The sequence below is a fragment of the Kitasatospora sp. NPDC001119 genome (genome assembly GCF_053598475.1).
This window is the reverse complement of the sequence record NZ_JBSFKI010000014.1, coordinates 152205-173228: the sequence shown is the minus strand read 5'-3', so window position 1 is coordinate 173228 and position 21024 is coordinate 152205. Positions and strand designations below refer to the sequence as shown.

The 21024-nt window shown below is 73.5% G+C and carries 23 protein-coding genes and 1 pseudogene; 12 read left to right on the top strand and 12 right to left on the bottom strand.

Annotated elements, in window-relative coordinates; translation table 11 throughout:
• Positions 1–193: 193 nt before the first annotated feature.
• Entirely contained in the window at positions 194–478 is a 285-nt protein-coding gene (locus tag ACWDD9_RS19495) for a hypothetical protein (RefSeq protein WP_117489375.1), read from the top strand.
• 253 nt (positions 479–731) lie between these two features.
• On the opposite strand, the gene ACWDD9_RS19490 is transcribed toward ACWDD9_RS19495, so the two are convergent.
• Positions 732–935 (bottom strand): hypothetical protein, encoded by a 204-nt coding sequence (locus ACWDD9_RS19490; protein ID WP_049651715.1) that lies wholly within the window; start codon positions 933–935, stop codon positions 732–734.
• Positions 936–1072: 137 nt separating this feature from the next.
• Here ACWDD9_RS19490 and ACWDD9_RS19485 point away from each other — a divergent pair, with 137 nt between their 5' ends.
• Positions 1073–1831: a GntR family transcriptional regulator gene (locus tag ACWDD9_RS19485; RefSeq protein WP_049651716.1), complete on the top strand. Its 759-nt coding sequence runs from the start codon at positions 1073–1075 to the stop codon at positions 1829–1831.
• 24 nt (positions 1832–1855) lie between these two features.
• Here the strand turns inward: ACWDD9_RS19485 and ACWDD9_RS19480 are convergent, their stop codons facing one another.
• From ACWDD9_RS19480 to ACWDD9_RS19470, 3 genes are all read right to left on the bottom strand, one after another.
• On the bottom strand, positions 1856–2116 hold the full coding sequence (locus tag ACWDD9_RS19480; protein ID WP_049651717.1) for a Txe/YoeB family addiction module toxin: 261 nt from the start codon (positions 2114–2116) through the stop codon (positions 1856–1858).
• Positions 2113–2385, bottom strand: a complete 273-nt coding sequence (locus ACWDD9_RS19475; protein WP_387821751.1) for a type II toxin-antitoxin system Phd/YefM family antitoxin — start codon at positions 2383–2385, stop codon at positions 2113–2115. The genes ACWDD9_RS19480 and ACWDD9_RS19475 overlap by 4 nt, the downstream gene beginning before the upstream one ends.
• A gap of 150 nt (positions 2386–2535) precedes the next feature.
• Complete coding sequence (locus tag ACWDD9_RS19470) at positions 2536–4203, bottom strand: fumarate hydratase (RefSeq protein ID WP_049651719.1); 1668 nt, start codon at positions 4201–4203, stop codon at positions 2536–2538.
• A gap of 146 nt (positions 4204–4349) precedes the next feature.
• On the opposite strand from ACWDD9_RS19470, the gene ACWDD9_RS19465 reads away from it, so the two are divergent.
• Together ACWDD9_RS19465 and ACWDD9_RS19460 are read left to right on the top strand one after the other, a co-directional pair.
• Positions 4350–5120 carry a DUF1707 SHOCT-like domain-containing protein gene (locus tag ACWDD9_RS19465; protein WP_234348375.1) on the top strand — a complete coding sequence of 257 codons (771 nt, stop codon included), beginning with the start codon at positions 4350–4352 and terminating at the stop codon, positions 5118–5120.
• Between the two features lie 316 nt (positions 5121–5436).
• Complete coding sequence (locus tag ACWDD9_RS19460; RefSeq protein WP_049651731.1) at positions 5437–5814, top strand: WhiB family transcriptional regulator; 378 nt, start codon at positions 5437–5439, stop codon at positions 5812–5814.
• A 132-nt stretch (positions 5815–5946) separates the two neighbouring features.
• On the opposite strand, the gene glpX is transcribed toward ACWDD9_RS19460, so the two are convergent.
• Positions 5947–6987, bottom strand: coding sequence for a class II fructose-bisphosphatase (gene glpX / locus ACWDD9_RS19455; protein ID WP_049651720.1), 1041 nt, complete (start codon positions 6985–6987; stop codon positions 5947–5949).
• Positions 6988–7202: 215 nt separating this feature from the next.
• Here glpX and ACWDD9_RS19450 point away from each other — a divergent pair, with 215 nt between their 5' ends.
• A complete protein-coding gene (locus ACWDD9_RS19450) occupies positions 7203–7739 on the top strand; it encodes a DUF4245 domain-containing protein (RefSeq protein ID WP_338016246.1) in 537 nt (178 codons plus the stop codon).
• Between the two features lie 105 nt (positions 7740–7844).
• Here ACWDD9_RS19450 and ACWDD9_RS19445 read toward each other — a convergent pair whose 3' ends face one another.
• The 4 genes from ACWDD9_RS19445 to ACWDD9_RS19430 form a co-directional block, all read right to left on the bottom strand.
• A complete protein-coding gene (locus ACWDD9_RS19445; RefSeq protein ID WP_380737664.1) occupies positions 7845–8447 on the bottom strand; it encodes a malonic semialdehyde reductase in 603 nt (200 codons plus the stop codon).
• Positions 8448–8557: 110 nt separating this feature from the next.
• Positions 8558–8815 (bottom strand): exodeoxyribonuclease VII small subunit, encoded by a 258-nt coding sequence (locus tag ACWDD9_RS19440; protein WP_049651723.1) that lies wholly within the window; start codon positions 8813–8815, stop codon positions 8558–8560.
• Between the two features lie 32 nt (positions 8816–8847).
• Positions 8848–10062 (bottom strand): exodeoxyribonuclease VII large subunit, encoded by a 1215-nt coding sequence (xseA, locus tag ACWDD9_RS19435; protein ID WP_449812143.1) that lies wholly within the window; start codon positions 10060–10062, stop codon positions 8848–8850.
• Positions 10063–10131: 69 nt separating this feature from the next.
• Complete coding sequence (locus tag ACWDD9_RS19430) at positions 10132–11508, bottom strand: APC family permease (protein WP_449812142.1); 1377 nt, start codon at positions 11506–11508, stop codon at positions 10132–10134.
• 120 nt (positions 11509–11628) lie between these two features.
• Here ACWDD9_RS19430 and ACWDD9_RS19425 point away from each other — a divergent pair, with 120 nt between their 5' ends.
• Together ACWDD9_RS19425 and ppgK are read left to right on the top strand one after the other, a co-directional pair.
• The gene (locus ACWDD9_RS19425; RefSeq protein ID WP_049651726.1) at positions 11629–12603 is read left to right on the top strand and encodes a 4-hydroxy-3-methylbut-2-enyl diphosphate reductase; all 975 of its coding nucleotides are present in this window, start codon (positions 11629–11631) and stop codon (positions 12601–12603) included.
• A gap of 148 nt (positions 12604–12751) precedes the next feature.
• The gene (ppgK, locus tag ACWDD9_RS19420; RefSeq protein WP_449812141.1) at positions 12752–13498 is read left to right on the top strand and encodes a polyphosphate--glucose phosphotransferase; all 747 of its coding nucleotides are present in this window, start codon (positions 12752–12754) and stop codon (positions 13496–13498) included.
• A gap of 24 nt (positions 13499–13522) precedes the next feature.
• Here the strand turns inward: ppgK and ACWDD9_RS19415 are convergent, their stop codons facing one another.
• Positions 13523–14188: a DUF6542 domain-containing protein gene (locus ACWDD9_RS19415; RefSeq protein ID WP_449812140.1), complete on the bottom strand. Its 666-nt coding sequence runs from the start codon at positions 14186–14188 to the stop codon at positions 13523–13525.
• Positions 14189–14352: 164 nt separating this feature from the next.
• Here ACWDD9_RS19415 and ACWDD9_RS19410 point away from each other — a divergent pair, with 164 nt between their 5' ends.
• Together ACWDD9_RS19410 and ychF are read left to right on the top strand one after the other, a co-directional pair.
• On the top strand, positions 14353–14742 hold the full coding sequence (locus ACWDD9_RS19410) for a VOC family protein (RefSeq protein WP_375874162.1): 390 nt from the start codon (positions 14353–14355) through the stop codon (positions 14740–14742).
• 84 nt (positions 14743–14826) lie between these two features.
• Entirely contained in the window at positions 14827–15900 is a 1074-nt protein-coding gene (gene ychF, locus ACWDD9_RS19405) for a redox-regulated ATPase YchF (RefSeq protein WP_049658400.1), read from the top strand.
• Between the two features lie 78 nt (positions 15901–15978).
• On the opposite strand, the gene ACWDD9_RS19400 is transcribed toward ychF, so the two are convergent.
• Together ACWDD9_RS19400 and ACWDD9_RS19395 are read right to left on the bottom strand one after the other, a co-directional pair.
• Positions 15979–16641: an HAD-IA family hydrolase gene (locus tag ACWDD9_RS19400; protein ID WP_074001343.1), complete on the bottom strand. Its 663-nt coding sequence runs from the start codon at positions 16639–16641 to the stop codon at positions 15979–15981.
• 76 nt (positions 16642–16717) lie between these two features.
• A pseudogene (locus ACWDD9_RS19395) lies at positions 16718–17859 on the bottom strand (dihydrofolate reductase family protein).
• A 165-nt stretch (positions 17860–18024) separates the two neighbouring features.
• Between ACWDD9_RS19395 and ACWDD9_RS19390 the strand changes: the two are divergent.
• The 3 genes from ACWDD9_RS19390 to ACWDD9_RS19380 all read left to right on the top strand — a co-directional run bounded on the left by ACWDD9_RS19390 (position 18025) and on the right by ACWDD9_RS19380 (position 20928).
• Positions 18025–18843, top strand: coding sequence for a methyltransferase domain-containing protein (locus tag ACWDD9_RS19390; RefSeq protein WP_449812139.1), 819 nt, complete (start codon positions 18025–18027; stop codon positions 18841–18843).
• 171 nt (positions 18844–19014) lie between these two features.
• Complete coding sequence (locus ACWDD9_RS19385) at positions 19015–20565, top strand: DUF4190 domain-containing protein (protein WP_449812138.1); 1551 nt, start codon at positions 19015–19017, stop codon at positions 20563–20565.
• A 168-nt stretch (positions 20566–20733) separates the two neighbouring features.
• Positions 20734–20928, top strand: a complete 195-nt coding sequence (locus tag ACWDD9_RS19380) for a hypothetical protein (protein WP_049660479.1) — start codon at positions 20734–20736, stop codon at positions 20926–20928.
• Positions 20929–21024 lie beyond the last annotated feature (96 nt).

Genomic DNA, 21024 nt, shown 5'->3' with positions numbered 1-21024 from the left:
GTGTCGATTCCGTGAAAGGGCGCTCGGCGGTCCGCCGCGGTGGTTCAGCTTAGGCGGACGCCCGACTCTGCCGGACGGTGCCGCAAGCCGCACGATGTTTATCGGACATTTAATCAACCCTACGATACTGTCCGCGCGCCCGTGCCACAGAGGTCGGGCTGAAGACAATTGATGACCGAAAGGCGGCCTCCCAATGGCCAACGACCAGAGCGAGACCCCGGCGCCGTCCACGCCCGAGAACGCGGCGAAGACCGAGGCCCCGGCCGCCGCTGTGGAGGCGGGCAAGGCTGTGGAGGGCGCGGTGACCGCGTCCTCGAACCCGACCGAGTACACGGCGCCGACCGACGCGGAGAAGGACGCGTTCGAGAACGCCGCCTTCGGTGACGAGGGCCAGTACATCGAGGAGCCCGACCACCGGGCCGGTGGCAAGCCGGGCGGCCCGTACGAGCCGGAGACCCTCGTCGGCGGCCACCCGTAAGCCGTTCCGACCGTGCGCCCCCGTGCCCCCGTCCGGGCGCGGGGGCGCTGTTGGTTATGCGCGCGCCAATTCGTGTGCGGGTGCATCGCGGTGGCCGATTCCCGCCCATGGTGCACGCATGGTGACCGGCGTTATCCGTAACGTGCCCGGCGTCGGGCGCCGCGCGTTCCGGAATTCCGGATTCACCAGGGGGATTGCCCGGTCCTGATTGTTGTGGTTTGCGTGGATTTTTCCGCAATTCCCGATGCCGATCTCAATCAGCCGAATCGCGGGTCTCGGGGGCGGGGGCGACGTGGTGCGGTTCCGCGGCCCATTCCCGGCCGCCGCCCTCGGGGCGCAGGTAGTGCTCGCCGCCGATGGTGTCCATGTAGATGCCGGTGCGTCCGGTCCTCCGGTCGAGGACGAGTTCACCCACGTGGGGCCGGTAGGCCGGGGCGTTGCGCTGTCGGGTGCTCACCGTGCTGCTCCTCGCTCTGGTCGGCGACTGGCCAGCATCTCTAGAGAAGCTAATATCTCTAGAGATGTCAACGGTCGTATCTCCTTACCGGCGACCGCGGGCACGCCTACGATTTGTCCCAGGCAGAGGGAGCGGCGATGACCGGCAGCAATGGCGACAAGCAGCCCAAGTACCAGCGGATCGCCGAAGCGCTGAAGGAGGCCATCGACACCGGCCGGTACCGCGCGGGCGACCGCCTGCCCGGCGAGAACGACCTCATGGACGAGTACGGCGTGGCCCGGATGACCGCCCGTCAGGCGCTGGGCGTGCTGCAGAGCGAGGGCATCGCCGAGGCGCGGCGCGGCGCCGGGGTGTTCGTCCGGGACTTCCGGCCGCTGCGCCGGCGCGGCATCCAGCGGCTGGCGCAGGGGCAGTGGGGGTCCGGCCGGTCGATATGGTCGGCGGACATCGACAACCGCAGCCTGGTGGTCGACCAGGTGTCCGTCACCGAGCGGGGCGCGCCCGAGCACGTGGCCCGGGTGCTCGGGGTCGACCCGGGCGCCCCGATGTGCGTGCGGCACCGCCGCTTCGTCCTGGACGGCAAGCCGGTGCTGCTCTCGACCTCCTACCTGCCCGCCGTGCTGGTCTCCGGCACCGCCATCACCCGCGAGGACACCGGCCCCGGCGGCACCTACGCCCGGCTCGCCGAGATCGGCGCCAAGCCCGTGCACTTCCGCGAGGAGGTCCGCTCCCGGATGCCCGGCGCCGACGAGTCCGCCCGCCTGGAGCTGTCCGCCGGCACCCCGGTCATCCTGATCTGCCGCACCGCCTTCGCCGACGAGGGCCAGGTCGTCGAGCTCAACGAGATGATCCTGGACGCCGCCTCCTACGTCCTGGAGTACGACTTCGACGCCTGAGCCGGGTGGGTCGGCCCGCGGTTGCTACTGGTAGTGGTAGCGGGCCTTGAGGATCTTCACCTCCTTCTCGTCCGCCCGGTACACCAGCCGGTGTTCGTCGTCGATCCGCCGCGACCAGTAGCCCGCCAGGTCGCCCTTCAGCGGCTCGGGCTTCCCGATGCCGTCGAAGGGGTCCCGCTGGATCTCGCCGATCAGGCGGGTGATCCGCTGGGCCATCTTCCGGTTCGACCCGAGCCAGAACAGGAAGTCCTCCCAGCCGTCGGGGTCGAAATGGACGCTCCTCACACCTCACCCGCCAGCGCTTCCAGTTCCTCCATGGTCCTGGTGACGCCGGAGTGGCCGGCCTTGTCGCGGGCGACGGCCTCCATGAGCCGCTGCGCGTTGGCGGGGGAGCGCAGGAGGTGGATCGTCTCCTGCCAGGAGTCGTAGTCCTCCGCGGACATCAGCACGGCGTCCCCGCCCTTGGAGGTGATCCTTATCGGCGCGTGGTCGTCGTTGACCTTCTTGATCAACGGGAAGAGCTGCGTGCGCGCCTCGCTCGCACTGATCGCCATGGGACGGCCTTCCACTCGGGTACCGGATGTCCGTACCGCAATGGTACGAGTCTCCGGTACCGGATGCCATGCGACAGGCGAACGAAGACCGCCCCGGGCGCGGGGCGGCCGGGGCGGTTCGGGGGCGTGCGGGGTTGGTCCCGCGCGGGGCTACTCCTTGGAGCGGACGCGCAGGCTGGTGATCAGCGGGCCCTCGGTGGTCTCGCGGAAGAAGTCGTTGCCCTTGTCGTCGACGACGATGAAGGCCGGGAAGTCCTCGACCTCGATGCGCCAGACCGCCTCCATGCCGAGCTCGGCGTACTCCAGCACCTCGACCTTCTTGATGCAGTCCTGGGCGAGGCGGGCGGCCGGGCCGCCGATCGAGCCGAGGTAGAAGCCGCCGTGCTGGGCGCAGGCGTCGGTGACCTGCTTGCTGCGGTTGCCCTTGGCGAGCATGACCATCGAGCCGCCGGCCGCCTGGAACTGGTCGACGTAGGAGTCCATCCGGCCGGCCGTGGTGGGGCCGAAGGAGCCGGAGGCGTAGCCCTCGGGGGTCTTGGCCGGGCCCGCGTAGTAGACCGGGTGGTCCTGGAGGTACTTGGGCATGCCCTGGCCGGCGTCCAGGCGCTCCTTGATCTTGGCGTGGGCGATGTCGCGGGCGACCACCAGGGTGCCGGTGAGCGAGAGCCGGGTCTTCACCGGGTACTTGGAGAGTTCGGCGCGGATCGCGGACATCGGCTGGTCGAGGTCGACGCGCACCACGTCGTCGTCCAGGTGCTCGTCGGTGGTGTCCGGCAGGTACTTCGCCGGGTCGGTCTCCAGCTGCTCCAGGAAGACGCCCTCGGCGGTGATCTTGCCGAGCGCCTGGCGGTCGGCGGAGCAGGAGACCGCCATCGCGACCGGCAGCGAGGCGCCGTGGCGGGGCAGGCGGACCACGCGCACGTCGTGGCAGAAGTACTTGCCGCCGAACTGGGCGCCGATGCCGATCTTCTGGGTCAGCTCGGTGACCTTGGCCTCCAGCTCCAGGTCGCGGAAGCCGTGGCCGGTCTTGGCGTCGCCCGAGGTCGGCAGGTTGTCCAGGTAGTGCGCCGAGGCGTACTTGGCGGTCTTCAGCGCGAACTCGGCGCTGGTGCCGCCGATCACGATGGCCAGGTGGTACGGCGGGCAGGCCGCGGTGCCCAGCGAGCGGATCTTCTGCTCCAGGAACGAGAGCATGCTCGCCTCGTTCAGGATGGCCTTGGTCTCCTGGTACAGGTACGACTTGTTGGCGGAGCCGCCGCCCTTGGCCATGAACAGGAACTTGTACGCGTCGCCGTCGGTGGCGTACAGCTCGATCTGGGCCGGCAGGTTGTTGCCGGTGTTCTTCTCGTCCCACATGGTCACCGGGGCCATCTGGGAGTACCGCAGGTTGAGCTTGGTGTAGGCGTCGTACACGCCGCGCGCGATGGCGGAGTCGTCGCCGCCGGAGGTCAGCACGTTCTGGCCGCGCTTGCCCATGACGATCGCGGTGCCGGTGTCCTGGCACATCGGGAGGATGCCGCCGGCCGAGATGTTGACGTTCTTCAGCAGGTCGAGCGCGACGAAGCGGTCGTTGGGGCTGGCCTCCGGGTCGTCCAGGATGCGGCGCAGCTGGGCGAGGTGGGCGGGGCGCAGGTAGTGCGAGATGTCGTGCATCGCCTCGGCCGTCAGCAGCCGCAGCGCCTCGGGCTCGACCTGGAGGAAGGTGCGACCGCCGGCCTCGAAGGTGGAGACGCCCTCGGAGGTGAGCTTGCGGTACGGGGTCGGGTCAGCGCCCAGGGGGAGCAGGTCGCTGTACTCGAAGTCTGGCGTGGGAGCCATCGGGGCGGTCCTTAGGGGTCCAGTGGTGCGGCTGCGTCGGCGAAGCACCATCCAGGGTAGGACCCGCCGGAAGTCGGCATGCGGACAGGGCAGCCTTGCGTGACCGGGCTCACTCGCGCAGGAGTGCGAGCGACTAGGCTGACCCCGTGGACAACTCGCCGTCGCACGACGATTCGGGGCAGCCGCCGGTGCCGGCGCCCGTACCGATGACCAAACCCGAACCCAAGTCAGAGAGCAGACCCGAACTCAGGCCCGAGGCCGGGGCCGCGGCGCGGCCGCACGCGCCGGCCGCGGAGGCGGAGCTGCGCGTCTCCGACGCCGACCGCGAGAAGGTCGCGGAGCTGCTGCGCGACGCCTACGCCGAGGGGCGCCTGGACGCGGACGAGCACGCCGAGCGGATCGAGGCCGCGTACGCCTCGAAGACCTTCGGCGACCTCGCGCCGCTGACCCGGGACCTGCCGGCCCGCCCGCTGTCCTTCGAGAAGCAGCCGTTGAGCGCCCCGCAGGGGCCGCCGCCGCAGCAGCCGGCGCGCCAGGAGGCCCCGACGGTGGTGGCGATCTTCGGCGGCGCGTCCCGCAAGGGCCGCTGGCGGGTGGGCTCGCACCTGAGCGCCTTCACCGCGTTCGGTGGCGTGGACATCGACCTGAGCGACGCCGTGTTCGAGTCCCCCGAGGTGGAGATCACGGTGACGGCGATCTTCGGCGGGGTCCAGATCCGGGTCCCGGAGAACGTGAGCCTCCAGGGGTCCGGCATCGGCATCTTCGGCGGTTTCGACGTCCGCGAGCAGACCGCGGCGGACCCGTACGCTCCGGTTGTCCGGGTCAAGGGCCTTGCGCTGTTCGGCGGTTGCGAGGCCAAGCCGCGCCGCGGCAAGAAGCTGAAGGAGTGGGTGCGCCGTCAACTCGGCACCGACTGACCGCCGTTGACCTGCACAGTGCCCGGCCGGGAGCCAACTCCCGGCCGGGCACTCGGCGTTGCGGCCAGTGCTCTGCGTAGTCGATTGCGTGCAGTGTGCATGAATCGCGGCCGAGCGGGGTAGTTCCTTCCGCACATCGCTTCTTGGACGGCTGCGCACCGGAGGCGGCCGAGCGGCCGTGCCGGGGTTGGACAGCGGGGGCTCGCAGCCGGCGGGGGAGCGAGGGGTCCCCGTGTCCGAGAGCCTCGTCAGGAGTACGGCCGTGCTGCATCCGATCGAGTCCCGCACCACCTCGCCAGTCGCCGCCGCGCAGGTCCTGGAGCGCCGCCCCGGCGTCCGGCCGCAGCCGCAGCCCCCGGGCGGCCCGGCGGGTTCCCCCGCGGGCGAGGACAATCCCTGGCACACCGGTGCCGCGTGTCGGCGGGACGAGGTGGGGCTGTTCTTCGCGCCCTCCAAGGAGCCGACGGCGGCCCGGCTGTCGCGCGAGGAGCAGGCCAAGCAGGTCTGCGCCCGCTGCCCGGTGCTGCTGGAGTGCCGCGAGCACGCGCTGGCCCAGCCGGAGCCGTACGGGGTCTGGGGCGGGCTGACGGCCGCCGAGCGGCGGGTGGTGCTGGCCCGGCGCCGCCGCCGGGACGCGGAGCTGCGCGAGGCGGCCCGGGTGACGGCGGCCGGTCGGCGCCGGATAGCCGGGTGAGGGCGGGCCCGAGAGCGGGAGGACGGTGCGCCGCGGCCCCGGCGGAGGGGGATTCCGCCGGGGCCGCGAAGCGCGTCGCCGTGGGGCCCGGTAGGCGGTAGCCCGGCGGACCGGGCTACCGCCTGCCCGGGCTCAGTTGGCGCGGTCGAAGTCGATCGCGCTGTACGCCCGCAGCTTCGAGAGCTTGTGGGTGGAGTTGATCTCGCGGATGGTGCCGCTCTTGGAGCGCATCACCAGCGAGCTGGTGGTGGCGGTCTCCGAGCGGTAGTGCACGCCGCGCAGCAGCTCGCCGTCGGTGATGCCGGTGGCGACGAAGAACACGTTCTCGCCGCTGACCAGGTCGTCCGTGGTGAGCACCCGGTCCAGGTCGTGGCCGGCGTCCAGGGCCTTCTGCCGCTCGGCGTCGTCCTTGGGCCACAGCCGGCCCTGGATCACGCCGCCCATGCACTTCATCGCGCAGGCCGCGATGATGCCCTCCGGGGTGCCGCCGACGCCCATCAGCAGGTCGACGCCGGTGCCCTCGCGGGCGGCCATGATGGCGCCGGCCACGTCGCCGTCCGAGATGAACTTGATCCGGGCGCCCGCCTCGCGGATCTCCCGGACCAGGCCGTCGTGGCGCGGGCGGTCGAGCACCACGACGGTGACGTCCTCGACGGCGCTGCCCTTGGCCTTGGCGACCCGGCGGATGTTGACCGCCGCCGGGGCGGTGATGTCGACGAACTCGGCCGCCTCCGGCCCGGCCACCAGCTTGTCCATGTAGAACACGGCGCTGGGGTCGAACATGGTGCCGCGGTCGGCGACGGCCAGTACGGCCACCGCGTTGTTCATGCCCTTGGCGGTCAGCGTGGTGCCGTCCACCGGGTCGACCGCGACGTCGCACTCGGCGCCGGTGCCGTCGCCGACCCGCTCGCCGTTGTAGAGCATCGGGGCTTCGTCCTTCTCGCCCTCGCCGATGACGACGACGCCGTTCATCGAGACGGTCGAGACGAGGGTGCGCATCGCCTTCACGGCGGCGCCGTCCGCGCCGTTCTTGTCACCCCGGCCGACCCACCGGCCGGCGGCCATCGCGGCCGCCTCGGTGACCCGGACGAGTTCGAGCGCGAGGTTCCGGTCCGGAGCCTCGGGCGCGACCTCCAGGGCACTGGGAAGCTGGTGCGGGTACTGCGTGGACATCGTCGTTACCTCTCTGTACGCGACGACCAGTGAGCGCCCGACTACTGCCAGGTCGAACGCCGTGGTGAGGGTATTGCGATCGTATCTGCCCACGAGATGACTGTCTGTGGCGCGGGTCGCTGCTCTGTGGCGGAAAACGCCTGTTCATCCCGTTTCACCCGGACGTGAATACCCCTGGTGACCGCCCCGGGATGTGGATGAGTCACCATGTGGGGGTGGCAGCAGACAACAAGGGCATGAGGGGCCGGCAGACCGTACGGGACATGGTCCTGTCGATGCTGGTGGTCGGTTTCGTCGTCTGGATCGGGTACCTGTTCCTCCCGCACGACGCCAACGGCGACCCGGTGCACGAGGTCGCGTACAAGGTGGAGACCTCCACCGCCAGGCGTGCGGCGCCGTACCCGGTGCTCTCCCCGGAGGGGCTGTCCGACAAGTGGCGGGCCACCTCGGTCAGCTACAAGCCGGCCGACCAGAACAACGGCAGGGGCAACGCCTGGCACCTGGGCTTCGTGACCCCCTCCGGCCAGTACGCGGCGGTCGAGCAGAGCGACGTGCCGCGCGACTCCCTGCTGGCCGCCTACGTGACGGGCGCCAAGCCGGACGGCACCGCCGAGGTGGCCGGCCGCGCCTGGGAGCGCGTGCAGGGCGACAAGGCCCGCGCGCTGACCGTGCAGACCGGCCCCGGGACCACCCTGCTCACCGGCACCGCCTCCTACGAGGAGCTGGCCGAACTGGCGCAGGCGCTCAAGTAGCCCGCCCCCGCTCCACCCCGCCCGGCACGCGCCGGAGCACCCTGGACGACGCCGAAGGGCCCCGCACCGGACGAACCGGTGCGGGGCCCTTGCGCGCGGGGCGGATCAGACGGTGGTGACGACCTCGTCGTAGGCCAGGCGCGGCGAACGCGGGAACCAGGCGTCGTCGCCCGGCTTGCCGATGTTGACCACGGCCAGCACCGAGTGCTCGCCGTCGCCGAAGAACTCCTTGTTGATGCCCTCGGCGTCGTAGCCGGTCATCGGGCCGGCGGCCAGGCCGGCGGCGCGCACGCCGATGATGAAGTACGCGGCCTGCAGGGCGCCGTTCAGCTTGGCGGACTGCTCACGGACGCTGCGCTCCGAGAAGAAGACGTCCTTGGCCTGCGGGAAGTGCGGGAACTGGGTCGGCAGCTCCTCGTGGAACTCGTTGTCCGCGGCGAGGACGGCGACCAGCGGGGCGGCGGCGGTCTTGGCCTTGTTGCCGTCCGCGAGGTGCTGGACGAGGCGCTCGCGGCCCTCGGCCGAGCGGACCAGGACGACGCGCAGCGGCTGCTGGTTGAAGGCGGTCGGGCCGTACTTGACCAGCTCGTAGATGGCCTGGACCTGCTCCTCGGTGACCGGCTCGTCGGTGAAGGTGTTCGCGGTGCGGGCCTCGCGGAACAGCAGGTCCTGGGCGGCGGCGTCGAGTACCAGGGCGTCGGTGGTCATGCTTCTGCACCTCATGCGAAAGGGGGTTCGTCGGTATGATCGGCCGCAGCCGGTCACTTCATCCAACATAGGTGAAGTTTCAACGATTCCCCAAGCGAATGTGACCTGCCTCACTCCCCGCCCGGGCCCGCGCCCTCCTCGGCGGCCAGGGCGGCGTCCAGCCGGGCCCGGGCGCCGTCCAGCCAGCGCTGGCACACCTTCGCCAGCTGCTCGCCGCGCTCCCACAGGGCCAGCGACTCCTCCAGCGACGTCCCGCCGTTCTCCAGCTGCCGGACGACGTCCAGCAGCGCGTCCCGGGCGTGCTCGTAGCCCAGCGCGTCGTCCGGGTTCGGCGCCGCCGCGTCCTGCTGCTCCTGCTGCTCTGCCATGCGTGCCAGCGTAGGGGGTGCGGGTGACAGCGTCAGCCTCCGTCGGCCGCCGTGACGTCGAAGCCGCCGCCCGCCACCCGGGCGTGCAGCCCCTCGCCGGGCGCGACCTGCGCCGGGTCGGTCACCACCGTGCCGTCCGCCCGCTGGAGCACCGCGTAGCCGCGCTCCAGGGTGGCCGCCGGGGAGAGCGCCACCACCCGGGCCAGGGTGTGGCCGAGGTCGCTCTGCGCGTGGTCCAGCCGGTGCCGCAGGGTGCGCCGGGCCCGCTCCAGCAGGCCGTCCACCTCCTGCCCGCGCCCGTCCAGCATCCGGTGCGGGGCGGCCAGCGCCGGGCGGCTGCGCACCCCGTCCAGTCCGTGCTGCTCGCGGTCGACCCGGGACAGCACGTGCCGGCGGGCGCGGTCGCGCAGCTGACGGACCTTGGCCAGCTCCTCGCCGACGTCCGGAACCACCCGTTTGGCCGCATCGGTCGGGGTGGAGGCGCGCAGGTCGGCCACGAAGTCCAGCAGCGGCTGGTCCGGCTCGTGCCCGATCGCGCTCACCACCGGCGTACGGGCGGCCGCGACCAGCCGCACCAGCCCCTCGTCCGAGAACGGCAGCAGGTCCTCCACGCTGCCGCCGCCGCGGGCCACGATGATCACGTCCACCTCGGGGTGCTCGTCCAGCTCCCGCACCGCCGCGCTCACCCGCTCCACCGCGCTGACCCCCTGCACCGGGACGTTGCGCACCTCGAAGCGGACGGCCGGCCAGCGCCGCCGGGCGTTCTCCAGCACGTCCCGCTCGGCGGCCGAGTCGCGCCCGGTGACCAGCCCGACGCACTGCGGCAGGAACGGCAGCGGCCGCTTGCGCTCGGCCGCGAACAGGCCCTCCCCGGCGAGCCGCCGCTTCAGCTGCTCCAGCCGGGCCAGCAGCTCGCCGAGGCCCACCGGGCGGATCTCCGAGGCGCGCAGCGACAGCTGCCCGCGCGCCGCGTACCACTCCGGCTTGGCGTGCACGACGACCCGCGCGCCCTCCTGCACCACCTCCGCGACCTGGTCGAACACCGAGCGGAAGCAGGTCACCGTGAGCGACACGTCGGCCTGCGGGTCGCGCAGGGTCAGGAACACCACGCCCGCGCCGGGGCGCCGGCTGAGCTGGGTGATCTGCCCCTCCACCCAGACCGCGCCGAGCCGGTCGACCCAGCCGCCGATCAGCGCGGAGACCTTGCCGACCGGGAGCGGCGCTTCGGGGGAGCTGGTGTTGGCCATGCGTACGAGGCTAGCGGCGCGGGCCGACACGGCCGAGACCGCGCCCGGCCCCGCGCGGTCCGACGGCGGTCACCGGGGAAGCCGGGGCGGCCGGCGCCCGTCGGCCCCGCCGCGGGCGGCGCCCTGGACGGCGAGCACCACCAGGCCGACCGCCAGCCAGACCAGCCCGACGATCTGCGCGGTGGTCGAGGCCTCGTACACCACCGCCCCGATCACCGCGATCCCCAGCGCGGGGACGACCACGTGCCGCAGCCACCGCCGCGAGCCGTGCCGCACCGCGTACCAGCCGATCACCGAGGCGTGCAGCAGCGCGAAGGCGGTCAGCGCGCCCACGTTGACCACCGAGGTGAGCTGGTCCAGCCCGTCGTCCCGGTCGGCCGCCCAGACCGCCGCCGCCATCGTGATCACCGCGGCCGCCAGCAGCGCCCGGCGCGGCACCGCGCTGCCCGGGTCGACGGAGCCGAGCAGCCGCGGCAGTCGGCCCTCCCGGCCCATCGCGAAGACCAGCCGCCCGGCCGCGGCCTGCCCGGCCAGGGCCGCGAAGGCCGCGCCGACCGCCTTGCTGGCCGCCACCAGCACGTGCAGCCAGTGCCCGACGCCGCTCTCCACGGTGTCGTAGAAGGCCGAGCCCTGCGCCGCCGGGTCGGCGGCCAGCTGCTGCGGGCCCAGCGGCTCCAGCAGCGCCGCCAGGTAGGTCTGGGCGACGAACAGCACCCCGGCCAGCGCCAGGCACCAGAGCACCGCCCGGGCCACCGCCGCCGAGGCGCCGACCGCCTCCTCGACGAAGGTGGCGATGGCGTCGAAGCCCAGGTAGGAGAGCACCGCGACGGACACCGCGGAGACCACCGCGGTCATCGAGAAGGCCCCGACGGCGGTGAACGGGGTGTCCCAGCCGCGCTGGGCCCCGCCCTGGGCCAGCGCCACCACGGCCGCGGCCACGAACACCGCCAGCACCGCGATCTCCATCGCGAGCACCGCGAAGCCGACCACCGCCGCCGTCCGCACCCCGACCAGGTTGAGCGCGGTGGTCACCACCACCGCGAGCGCCGTCCAGACCCAGCGCGAGACGTCCGGCACCAGGGAGTTCAGCGCGATCCCGGAGAACAGGTAGGCCACCGCGGGGATCAGGAGGTAGTCGAGCATCGCCATCCACCCGGCGATGAAGCCCGGCCCCTCGCCCAGCCCGGCCCGGGCGTAGGCGAACACCGAGCCGGTCTGCGGCACGGCGCGCACCATCTGGGCGTACGAGAAGGCGGTGAAGCCCATCGCCACCGTCGCGGCCAGGTACACCGTGGCGACGGCGCCGTGGCTCTTGGCGTCCAGCACGCCGAAGACGCCGACCGGGGCCATCGGGGCGATGAACAGCAGTCCGTAGACCATCAGATCGCGGACGCCCAGGCTGCGGCGCAGGCCGCTCGGCGTCACCTGCTCGCTCACAGAGCTCATAGACACCATATTTTGAGCGCTGTTGACCGGGTCTGCACGGAATGTGTCCGCCGTCGGCGCGGCTTCGCGCCGGGGGCCCGGCGGGCGGGCGCCGCTCGCGGCCGCCCGTACGATGGAGCCATGTCCAAGACCGCGCAGCGCCGTGTCCTGCTCGCCGCCCCCCGGGGCTACTGCGCGGGAGTCGACCGCGCCGTGATCGCCGTGGAGAAGGCCCTGGAGCAGTACGGGGCGCCCATCTACGTCCGCAAGCAGATCGTCCACAACAAGTACGTGGTGCAGACCCTGGAGAAGAAGGGCGCGATCTTCGTCGACGAGACGGAGGAGGTGCCCGAGGGCTCGATCGTCGTCTTCTCGGCGCACGGCGTCGCCCCGGCCGTCCACGACGAGGCGCGGGCCGGCCGGCTGGCCACCATCGACGCGACCTGCCCGCTGGTCACCAAGGTGCACAAGGAGGCCGTGCGCTTCGCCGACGAGGGCTTCGACATCCTGCTGGTGGGCCACGAGGGCCACGAGGAGGTCATCGGCACCATGGGCGAGGCCCCGGACCGGATCCACCTGGTGGACGGTGCCGAGGACGTCGCCAACGTGCAGGTCCGGGACGAGTCCAAGGTCGTCTGGCTGTCCCAGACCACCCTGTCCGTGGACGAGACCATGGCCACCGTCGGCGAGCTGAAGAAGCGCTTCCCGGGGCTGGTCAGCCCGCCCAGCGACGACATCTGCTACGCCACCCAGAACCGCCAGGTCGCGGTCAAGCAGCTGGCCCCGGAGACCGACCTGCTGATCGTGGTCGGCTCCAAGAACTCCTCCAACTCCGTCCGCCTGGTCGAGGTCGGCCTGGAGTACGGCGCCAAGGCCGCCCACCTGGTGGACTTCGCCGAGGAGATCCGCGAGGAGTGGCTGGAGGGCGTCACCACGGTCGGCCTGACCAGCGGCGCCTCGGTGCCGGAGATCCTGGTCGACGGCGTGCTGGAGTTCCTGGCCACGCGCGGTTACGACACGGTCGAGACGGTCAAGACCGCCGAGGAGCACCTGACCTTCTCGCTGCCCAAGGAACTGCGCCGTGACCTGCGCGCCGAGGCGGCGGGCAAGCTCTGACCCCACCCGGAAGGCCCGGTACCCCGCGCGGGGTACCGGGCCTTCCGCTGTGCGCGCCCGGGCGCGCTCTCGTAGCTTTGTGCACAGGCTGTGGACAAGGCACCGGCCGCGGACGCCCGTCCGCGGCCGACGGCGGAGGGCGGACGTGATGACGGCGGTATTCGGCGTGGACATCGGCGGCTCGGGGATCAAGGGCGCGCCCGTCGACCTCGCCCGGGGCGTGCTCGCCGAGGAGCGCCGGAAGGTGCTCACCCCGCAGCCGTCCGCCCCCGAGGCCGTGGTCGCCGCCGTCTGCGAGGTGGTCCGCCACTTCGACCACCAGGGCCCGGTCGGGCTGACCTTCCCCGGCGTGGTCGTCGACGGCCGTACCAGGACGGCCGCCAACGTGGACAAGGGCTGGATCGGCCTGGACGCGGCGGGCCTCTTCCGCCAGGCGCTCGGCATGCCCGCGACCGTCCTGAACGACGCGGACGCGGCCGGGCTGGCCGAGCTGACCCACGGCGCCGGGCGGGGCGAGTCGGGCGTGGTCCTGGTGCTCACCTTCGGCACCGGCATCGGCAGCGCCCTGTTCGTCGACGGGACGCTGGTGCCCAACACCGAGCTGGGCCACCTGGAGCTGCGCGGCAAGGACGCCGAGCGCCGGGCCTCCTCGGCCGCCAAGGAGCGGCACGGGCTGGACTGGGAGCAGTGGGCCGGGCGGGTCGACGAGTACCTGGACCTGGTGGAGATGCTCTTCTCGCCAGGGCTGATCGTGATCGGCGGCGGGGTGAGCCGCAAGCACGAGAAGTTCCTGCCACTGCTGAAGGACCGCCGGGCACGGGTGGTGCCGGCGGAGCTGCGCAACGACGCGGGCATCGTCGGGGCCGCCATGGCGGCGGCCCGGGCCGGGGGCTGAGGGGCGCTCGCGCGGCGCCGCCGCTCAGCGGGAGCGCTGGATCCGGCGCTGGGCGACGAACCGGGCGAGCACGATCAGCGCGGCCAGCCCGGTGCCGGAGAACAGCCAGCCGGCCCGCAGCGCCAGCCCGGTCGCCAGCGAAACCACCTGGGCGGTGACGCCCGGGGAGCCCACCGGTTCGAGCAGCAGCAGCGCGAGGGCGAAGGCGATCGGCCCGCTGATCGGTGCGGCCAGCAGGTCGGCGTAGCGCACCCGGACGGCGAGCTGGAAGCAGACCACCAGGTAGCCGAGGCCGAACAGCCAGCCCAGGCCGTCGAACAGCAGCCGGTCCACGCCCGCCACCGCGAGCGTCGCCAGGACGGCGACCAGCCCGGTGCCGATGGCCGTCAGCCGGGTCGGCCGGCCGGTGCGCCGCCGCCCGTACAGCGGCTCGTCGCCGCGCCCGCGCAGCGGCAGGCGCAGGCGCGGCCGGGGGGCGGTCGGGCGCGCAGCCGGGCGCGCGGCGGACGGGCCGGCCGAAGGGCGCGGGCGGGAGCCGGGGGCGGGTCCGGAGGGGGCTCCGGCGGTCTCGGGAGCCCGGCCTGGACCGGGGACGGCGGCTGCGGCCGCGCCGGTCGGCGGACGGCGTCTGGGCCCTGGCGGCTGGGTACGGATGCTCTGCTCCACCCGCCCAACGTACGGTCCGATCATCGCCACACTGTGTAATGGACCGTTCAGGTCTTGTCCCGTGTCTCCGGACGGAGTACTGATGTGATCGTCACTCAGGTCGTCACGCAGGTCGGCTGACCTGCCCGATCGAGTCGGCGCACGACGACCACCGGATCCGTTCACGGGTCTCTCCACGGGGGAACAGCATGACCGATTTCACCTTCGAACGGCTCGACCACGTCCAGCTCGACATCCCGGCCGGCGCCGAGGACGAGTGCCGCGCCTTCTGGTCCGGAGTGCTCGGCATGACCGAGCTGGCGAAGCCGCCGGTGCTGGCCGCCCGCGGCGGCTGCTGGTTCCGCGGCGGCGGGGTCGAGGTGCACCTGGGCGTGGCCCCGGACTTCCGCCCGTCCCGCAAGGGGCACCCGGGCATCCTGGTCCGTTCGCTGGACGCCCTCGCCGACCGCCTCGCCGCGCACGGCCACCCGGTGACCTGGGACGACAACCTGCCCGGCCACCGGCGCTTCTACGCCGACGACAAGCTGGGCAACCGGCTGGAGTTCCTGGAGCCCCGGGCGGCGCCGACCGAGGAGTGAGGCGGAGTGGGGGCTGCCCGTAGACTTGGGGGTCGGCCCGTACGGTGCCGACCCAACTCCTCCAAGCCCACGGGACTGCGCTTCATGTCGCTCACGATCGGAATCGTCGGCCTGCCGAACGTCGGCAAGTCGACCCTGTTCAACGCCCTGACCAAGAACGACGTGCTGGCGGCCAACTACCCGTTCGCCACCATCGAGCCGAACGTCGGCGTGGTGGGCGTCCCGGACGCGCGGCTGGCCAAGCTCGCCGAGATCTTCGGCTCCCAGCGCATCCTCCCGGCCACCGTCGACTTCGTCGACATCGCCGGCATCGTGCGCGGCGCCAGCGAGGGCGAGGGCCTGGGCAACAAGTTCCTCGCCAACATCCGCGAGTCCGACGCGATCTGCCAGGTCGTGCGCGCCTTCACCGACCCGGACGTGGTGCACGTGGACGGCAAGGTGTCGCCCAAGGACGACATCGAGACCATCCACACCGAGCTGATCCTGGCCGACCTCCAGACCATCGAGAAGGTCCTGCCGCGACTCCAGAAGGAGGCGCGCCTCAAGAAGGACACCGCCCCCGTGCTGGCCGCCGCCGAGGCCGCGCAGGCGATCCTGGAGACCGGCAAGACCCTCTTCGAGGCCGGCTTCGACACCGCCCCGATCCGCGACCTCCACCTGCTGACCGCCAAGCCCTTCCTCTACGTCTTCAACGTGGACGAGGCCGAGCTGGCCGACGAGGACTTCAAGGACGCCCAGCGCGAGCTGGTCGCCCCGGCCGAGGCGATCTTCCTGAACGCCAAGATCGAGTCCGAGCTGATCGAGCTGGACGACGCCGAGGCCCTGGAACTCCTCCAGTCCATGGGTCAGGAGGAGCCCGGCCTCGCCACCCTCGCCCGGGTCGGCTTCAACACCCTCGGCCTCCAGACCTACCTGACGGCCGGCCCCAAGGAAACCCGCGCCTGGACCATCAAGAAGGGCGCCACCGCCCCCGAGGCCGCCGGAGTCATCCACACCGACTTCCAGAAGGGCTTCATCAAGGCCGAGGTGATCTCCTTCGCCGACCTGGTCGAGACCGGCTCCATCGCCGAGGCCCGCGCCAAGGGCAAGGCCCGCATCGAGGGCAAGGAGTACGTCATGCAGGACGGCGACGTCGTGGAGTTCCGCTTCAACGTCTGACGGCCGGCCGCCGCCGCGCACCCGGACCGCCCGGGCCCCGTGTTCGTACGGGGCCCGGGCGGTGCGGTGTTTCCGGGGTCAGCCGACGGTGACGGTGAGGAGGCCGTCGGGGGCGGCGGTGACGGTGACGGTGGTGAGGGTGTCGGCGTGGGCGTCCGGGTGGTGGGGGAGGGCGCGCGGGCCGACGCCGACGACGCGGACGCCGGCGGCCTTGGCGGCGGCGATGCCGGCGCCGGAGTCCTCGAAGGCGAGGCAGTCGGCGGGGGCGAAGCCGAGGTCGGCGGCGCCCTTGAGGAAGCCCTCGGGGTCGGGCTTGCTGGCGCCGACGGACTCGGCGGTGACCAGGACGGACGGCATCGGGAGCCCGGCGGCGGTCATCCGGATCCGGGCGAGCGGCAGGTCGGCGGAGGTGACCAGGGCGTGCGGGAGGCCGGTCAGCGAGGCGAGGAAGGCGGCGGCGCCGGGCACCGGGACGACGCCCTCGGTGTCGGCGCGCTCCTCGGCGAGGATCCGCTCGTTGTCGGCCAGGTTGAGCTCGGCCGGGCGGTCGGGCAGCAGGAGGGCCATGGTCGCGTGGCCCTGGCGGCCGTGGGCGACGGCGAGCACCTCGGCGGGGTCCAGGCCGTTCCGCTCGGCCCAGCGGCTGAAGCAGCGCTCGACCACGGCGTCGGAGTTGACGAGGGTGCCGTCCATGTCCAGGAGGAGGGCGCGGGCGGTCAGCCGGACGGGGGCAGCGGTCATGGGGCGGCTCCTCGGGGAGTGTGGCGACGGGAGAGCCGGAGAATGCGAGCTCTTTGTTTCTCGATGATACAAAAGATCATCCGAGCAGGTGGGCATTGACCGCCCGGGCCTCCTCGGCCAGCTCCGACAGCTCCACCACCTCGACCCCGGCCGCCGTCAGCAGCGCGGTGCCCTGGCAGTCGGTGACGAACAGGTCCGGCTCGCGCCAGGCGACCACCACCCGCGGCACGCCCGCAGCGAGGAGCAGCCGGGCGCACGGCATCGGCCGCGAGGCGCGCTGCCCGCAGGGCTCCAGCGAGCTGTAGACGGTCGCCCCGCGCAGCCGCGGGTCGCCCGTCGGGAGCTTGGCCAGCGCCGCCTCCTCGGCGTGGTCGTGCGGGTCCGCCTCCCGGCTGTAGCCCTCCGCCAGCACCGTGCCGTCGGCGCCGACGATCACCGCGCCGACCGAGAAGGCCGTCTCGGACGGCGGGCAGCGGCGGGAGAGCTCGACGGCCCGGCGCAGGTGGTCGAGGTCGGTGGAGGCGGACTGGGTCACGGCGCGGGCTCCTTCGGGGCGTACCTGAGCAGGACGACGTCGCCCACGGTACGTGCCTCCAGCAGTCGCATCCGTCGGGCCGGACCGCCCGGGAACGCGGCCGGGCGGACGAACCGGGGCGCGTCGGCCTGGCCGACCAGCAGCGGGGCGACGGCCAGTTGGAGCTCGTCCGCCAGGCCCTGGGCCAGGAACTGGGTGTGCACGCCCCCGCCGCCCTCGACCATCAGCCGGCGCACCCCGCGGGCGCCCAGGTCGTCCAGCACCGCGCCGAGGTCCACCGCGTGGCCCAGCGCGACCACCTCGGCCAGCCCGTCCAGCCGGGGGCGCAGCACCGCCGCCCCGGCCTCCGTGGTGTAGGCGAGCCGGGCGCCGCCGGTGTGCCAGAACCGCAGGCCGGCGTCGAGTTCGCCGCTCGCGCTGAGCGTCACCTTCAGCGGGTACTCGGGCCGGCCGGCCGCCAGTCGGGCGGCCCGGCGCCCGGGGTCGTTGACCAGCAGCCGGGGGTTGTCGGCACGCAGCGTGTTGCCGCCGACCAGGACGGCGTCGGCGGCGGCGCGCTCCTCGTCGACCCGGTCGAAGTCGGCGGCGTTGGAGAGCAGCAGCCGGTCGGGGGAGGCGTCGTCGAGGTGGCCGTCGAGCGAGACGGCGGCGCTCAGCAGGACGTAGGGGCGCGGGCCGGGCATGGGCGGGGACCGTTCTGTCGGGGGCGCCTCCACGGTACGGCGGCCGGGTGCGGCCCCGGCCTGCGGTGACCGGAATGCGAGACGGATCTTCTCGCCATCCGGGACGAGGAGTAGCGTCGGAGGTGTCGCGGAGCACCGCGGCCGACCGCACCCAGGGGGGACCTCATGACCGGACCGCAGCCCGCCGCCGTCTACACCCACGGCCACCAGGAGGCCGTGCTGCGCTCGCACCGCTCCCGCACCGCCGCCGACTCGGCCGGCTACCTGCTGCCCGAACTGCGGCCCGGCCAGGCCCTGTTGGACGTCGGCTGCGGTCCCGGCACGATCACCGCGGACCTGGCCGCGCTGGTCGGCCCGCAGGGGCGGGTGGTCGCGGTGGACGCCTCCGCCGAGGTGCTGGAGCAGGCCGCCGGACACGCCGCCGGGCGGGGGCTGTCCAACGTCGCCTTCGAGTGCGCCGACGTGCACCGGCTGCCGTACCGGGACGGCGAGTTCGACGTGGTGCACGCCCACCAGGTGCTCCAGCACGTGGCCGACCCGGTGGCCGCGCTGCGCGAGCTGCGGAGGGTGACGGCGCCGGGCGGCGTGGTCGCGGTCCGCGATGTCGACTACGCCTCGATGACCTGGTTCCCGGAGGCGCCCGCGCTGGACCGGTGGCTGGAGCTGTACCGGCGGACCGCCCGCGCCAACGGCGGCGAGCCGGACGCCGGCCGGCGGCTGCTGTCCTGGGCCCGCGCCGCCGGCTTCACCGAGGTCACCGCGAGCTCCTCCACCTGGATGTTCGCGACGCCCGAGCAGCGCGCCTGGTGGGGCGGGATGTGGGCGGACCGGGTGACGGGCACCGTGCTGGGCCGGACGGCGGTCGGGCTGGGCTTCGCGGAGCAGGACGAGCCGGAGCGGATCGCAGACGGCTGGCGGGAGTGGAGCGCCGCCGGGGACGGCTGGTTCTCGATGCTGCACGGGGAGGTCCTGGCCCGCGGCTGAGCGGGCGGAGGGCGGCCCGGAAAGGTCGGGCAGGTGTTCGGAAAGATCGGGTAAAGTCGCGCGACCGTTCAGATCGGGCCCGTGAGGGTCCGTTCGGGTCCGAGCCGTGGCGCGGAGCCATGGTGCCGAGCGCCGAGCCGATGCCCGCCCCGGTGGGTTGGGGGAGTCCACGTGTCCAAGCCTGAGTCCGAGCCGCCCGTCCCGGGGCCGGAGCCGGAGCCGTCCGCGGCCACGGGAACCGACGCGGGTACGGGCGCGGATGCTGGCGCGGGTGGTACGGACGCGACGGAGGCGCCGACGGCCGGTCAGGACCCCCGGGTGGACTTCCGCAAGGCCGCCGCCGAGCCAACGGTGCCGGTCGAGCCCACGAGCCCGGCCGAGCCGACGAACCCGGCCGAGCCCGCGAGCGCCGCCGAGCCGGTGGCCCCCACCGCCCCCACAGACCCCTGGGCCGCCCCCGACCTCTCCGCCGGCCCGTCCGCCGCCCCGGCCCCGGCCCCGCAGGCCGTCCCGCCGTCGGTCGCCCCGCCCCAGCCGCCGCACCCGCTGCCCGCCGGGGGCTGGGCCTCCGTCACCCCCGCCGCCCAGTCCGGCTTCCAGCCCGGCCACCCGTACGCCCCGGCCCCCGGCCAGGGCCCGGTCGGCGCGCCCGGCCCCGGGTTCGTCGGCCCCGGGTTCGTCCCCGGCCCCGCCCCGACCAACGGCTTCGCCGTCGGCTCCCTGGTCACCGGCCTGCTCCTGGTGGCCCCGGTGGCCCTGGTGTTCGGCGTCCTCGCGCTGGTCCAGATCAACCGCCGCAAGGAGCGCGGCTCCGGCATGGCGGTGACCGGCCTGGTGCTCGGCACGATCGGCACGGTGCTGATGGCCCTGCTGCTCGGCGCGGCCGACTTCAGCTCGGCGCGGGCCGGCCGCTCCGGCCTGCCCCCGAAGGCGCCGGCCGGTTCGGTGCACTGGTCCGACCTCAAGGCCGGCGACTGCTACGACTCCCCCCAGGGCGGGTCGACGGCGGACGGGGGCGGCGACGAGACGGTGTACTGGGTGCACCGGGTGGCCTGCACCGAGCCGCACCACGGCGAGGTGGCGGGCACCGCCGACCTCCTGCTCGGCGCCGGCGCCTACCCGGGCGAGCGCGCGGCCCGCGAGTCGGCCGGCCGGCTGTGCCGCCAGGTGCTGAGCGGCTACGCGCTCGACCAGTGGGCCGTCCCCGACGGCATGGAGGACGTCTACCTCTACCCGACCGAGAAGAACTGGGCGTCCGGCTCGCGGTACGTGACCTGCGCCTACGAGGACCGCGAGGACCGGCACCGGGGCACCGTCCGCACCGACCGCAGCCACCTGACCGCGCCCCAGCTGGCCTACCTGGAGGCCGCCCGGACCTTCAACGACGACTACCTGGACCAGCCGGAGCGGGAGGTCGCCGAGGCCGAGGCCGACTACCGGGCCTGGGCGCGCCGGGTGGCCTCCGCCTCCCGCACCCAGGCGGCGGTGCTGGCCAGGACGGGGGTGGCCTGGCCGGCCGACGTCCAGCCGAGGATCGCCAAGCTGGCCGAGGCCAAGTCGCAGGCGGCCGCCGCCTGGGACGCCGCGGCCTCCGGCACCGACCTGGCGGGCGACCTCCGCAAGGCCAGGGCGCTGGAGGCCAGGACGACGCCGACGGCCCTGGAGATCCGCCGCGGGCTGGACCTGTCGACCGGGGAGCAGGCGCCCGACCTGCGGGTCTGAGCCGTCCGGAGGCGCGGTTACCGGCCGTTGACCGGGCCCGTACCTGCCGGTAACCCGCCGGCCGTACGGTCGTGGGCACGTCCCCGGCCCGACCCCCACGCGAGCCGGGGACCAGCCCGTCCGCCCCGGGGCGGGCCGGCCCGCGGGAGCCCCCGGTACCCTCCGGCCATGGGTACCCACCGGGTGATGCGGCAGGACGACAACGGCAACCGCTTCCTGGTCGCCAAGGACCTCGACCGGGCGGAGGCCCGGCGGCTGGCCGCCGAGTTCGAGGCCCGCGGCCACAAGCAGCTGTACTGGGTCGAGGAGGACGGGGAGGCGGCCCGGCCCGAACCGGCGGACGGGACGGTCCGCAACGCCTGAGCCCTCCGCGACGCCTGGGCCCTCCGTACTCCTGAGTCCTCCGCAGCGCCCGAGCCCTCTGCGGACGCCCGGGCCCGACGGCAGACCGTAGGGTCG

Coding starts and splice junctions, on each gene's coding strand:
- ACWDD9_RS19495 (WP_117489375.1), top strand. CDS start 194: ATGGCCAACGACCAGAGCGAGACCCCGGCGCCGTCCACGCCCGAGAAC.
- ACWDD9_RS19485 (WP_049651716.1), top strand. CDS start 1,073: ATGACCGGCAGCAATGGCGACAAGCAGCCCAAGTACCAGCGGATCGCC.
- ACWDD9_RS19475 (WP_387821751.1), bottom strand. CDS start 2,385: ATGGCGATCAGTGCGAGCGAGGCGCGCACGCAGCTCTTCCCGTTGATC.
- ACWDD9_RS19470 (WP_049651719.1), bottom strand. CDS start 4,203: ATGGCTCCCACGCCAGACTTCGAGTACAGCGACCTGCTCCCCCTGGGC.
- glpX (WP_049651720.1), bottom strand. CDS start 6,987: ATGTCCACGCAGTACCCGCACCAGCTTCCCAGTGCCCTGGAGGTCGCG.
- ACWDD9_RS19445 (WP_380737664.1), bottom strand. CDS start 8,447: ATGACCACCGACGCCCTGGTACTCGACGCCGCCGCCCAGGACCTGCTG.
- ACWDD9_RS19440 (WP_049651723.1), bottom strand. CDS start 8,815: ATGGCAGAGCAGCAGGAGCAGCAGGACGCGGCGGCGCCGAACCCGGAC.
- xseA (WP_449812143.1), bottom strand. CDS start 10,062: ATGGCCAACACCAGCTCCCCCGAAGCGCCGCTCCCGGTCGGCAAGGTC.
- ACWDD9_RS19430 (WP_449812142.1), bottom strand. CDS start 11,508: ATGAGCTCTGTGAGCGAGCAGGTGACGCCGAGCGGCCTGCGCCGCAGC.
- ACWDD9_RS19425 (WP_049651726.1), top strand. CDS start 11,629: ATGTCCAAGACCGCGCAGCGCCGTGTCCTGCTCGCCGCCCCCCGGGGC.
- ppgK (WP_449812141.1), top strand. CDS start 12,752: ATGACGGCGGTATTCGGCGTGGACATCGGCGGCTCGGGGATCAAGGGC.
- ACWDD9_RS19415 (WP_449812140.1), bottom strand. CDS start 14,188: ATGATCGGACCGTACGTTGGGCGGGTGGAGCAGAGCATCCGTACCCAG.
- ACWDD9_RS19410 (WP_375874162.1), top strand. CDS start 14,353: ATGACCGATTTCACCTTCGAACGGCTCGACCACGTCCAGCTCGACATC.
- ychF (WP_049658400.1), top strand. CDS start 14,827: ATGTCGCTCACGATCGGAATCGTCGGCCTGCCGAACGTCGGCAAGTCG.
- ACWDD9_RS19400 (WP_074001343.1), bottom strand. CDS start 16,641: ATGACCGCTGCCCCCGTCCGGCTGACCGCCCGCGCCCTCCTCCTGGAC.
- ACWDD9_RS19390 (WP_449812139.1), top strand. CDS start 18,025: ATGACCGGACCGCAGCCCGCCGCCGTCTACACCCACGGCCACCAGGAG.
- ACWDD9_RS19380 (WP_049660479.1), top strand. CDS start 20,734: ATGGGTACCCACCGGGTGATGCGGCAGGACGACAACGGCAACCGCTTC.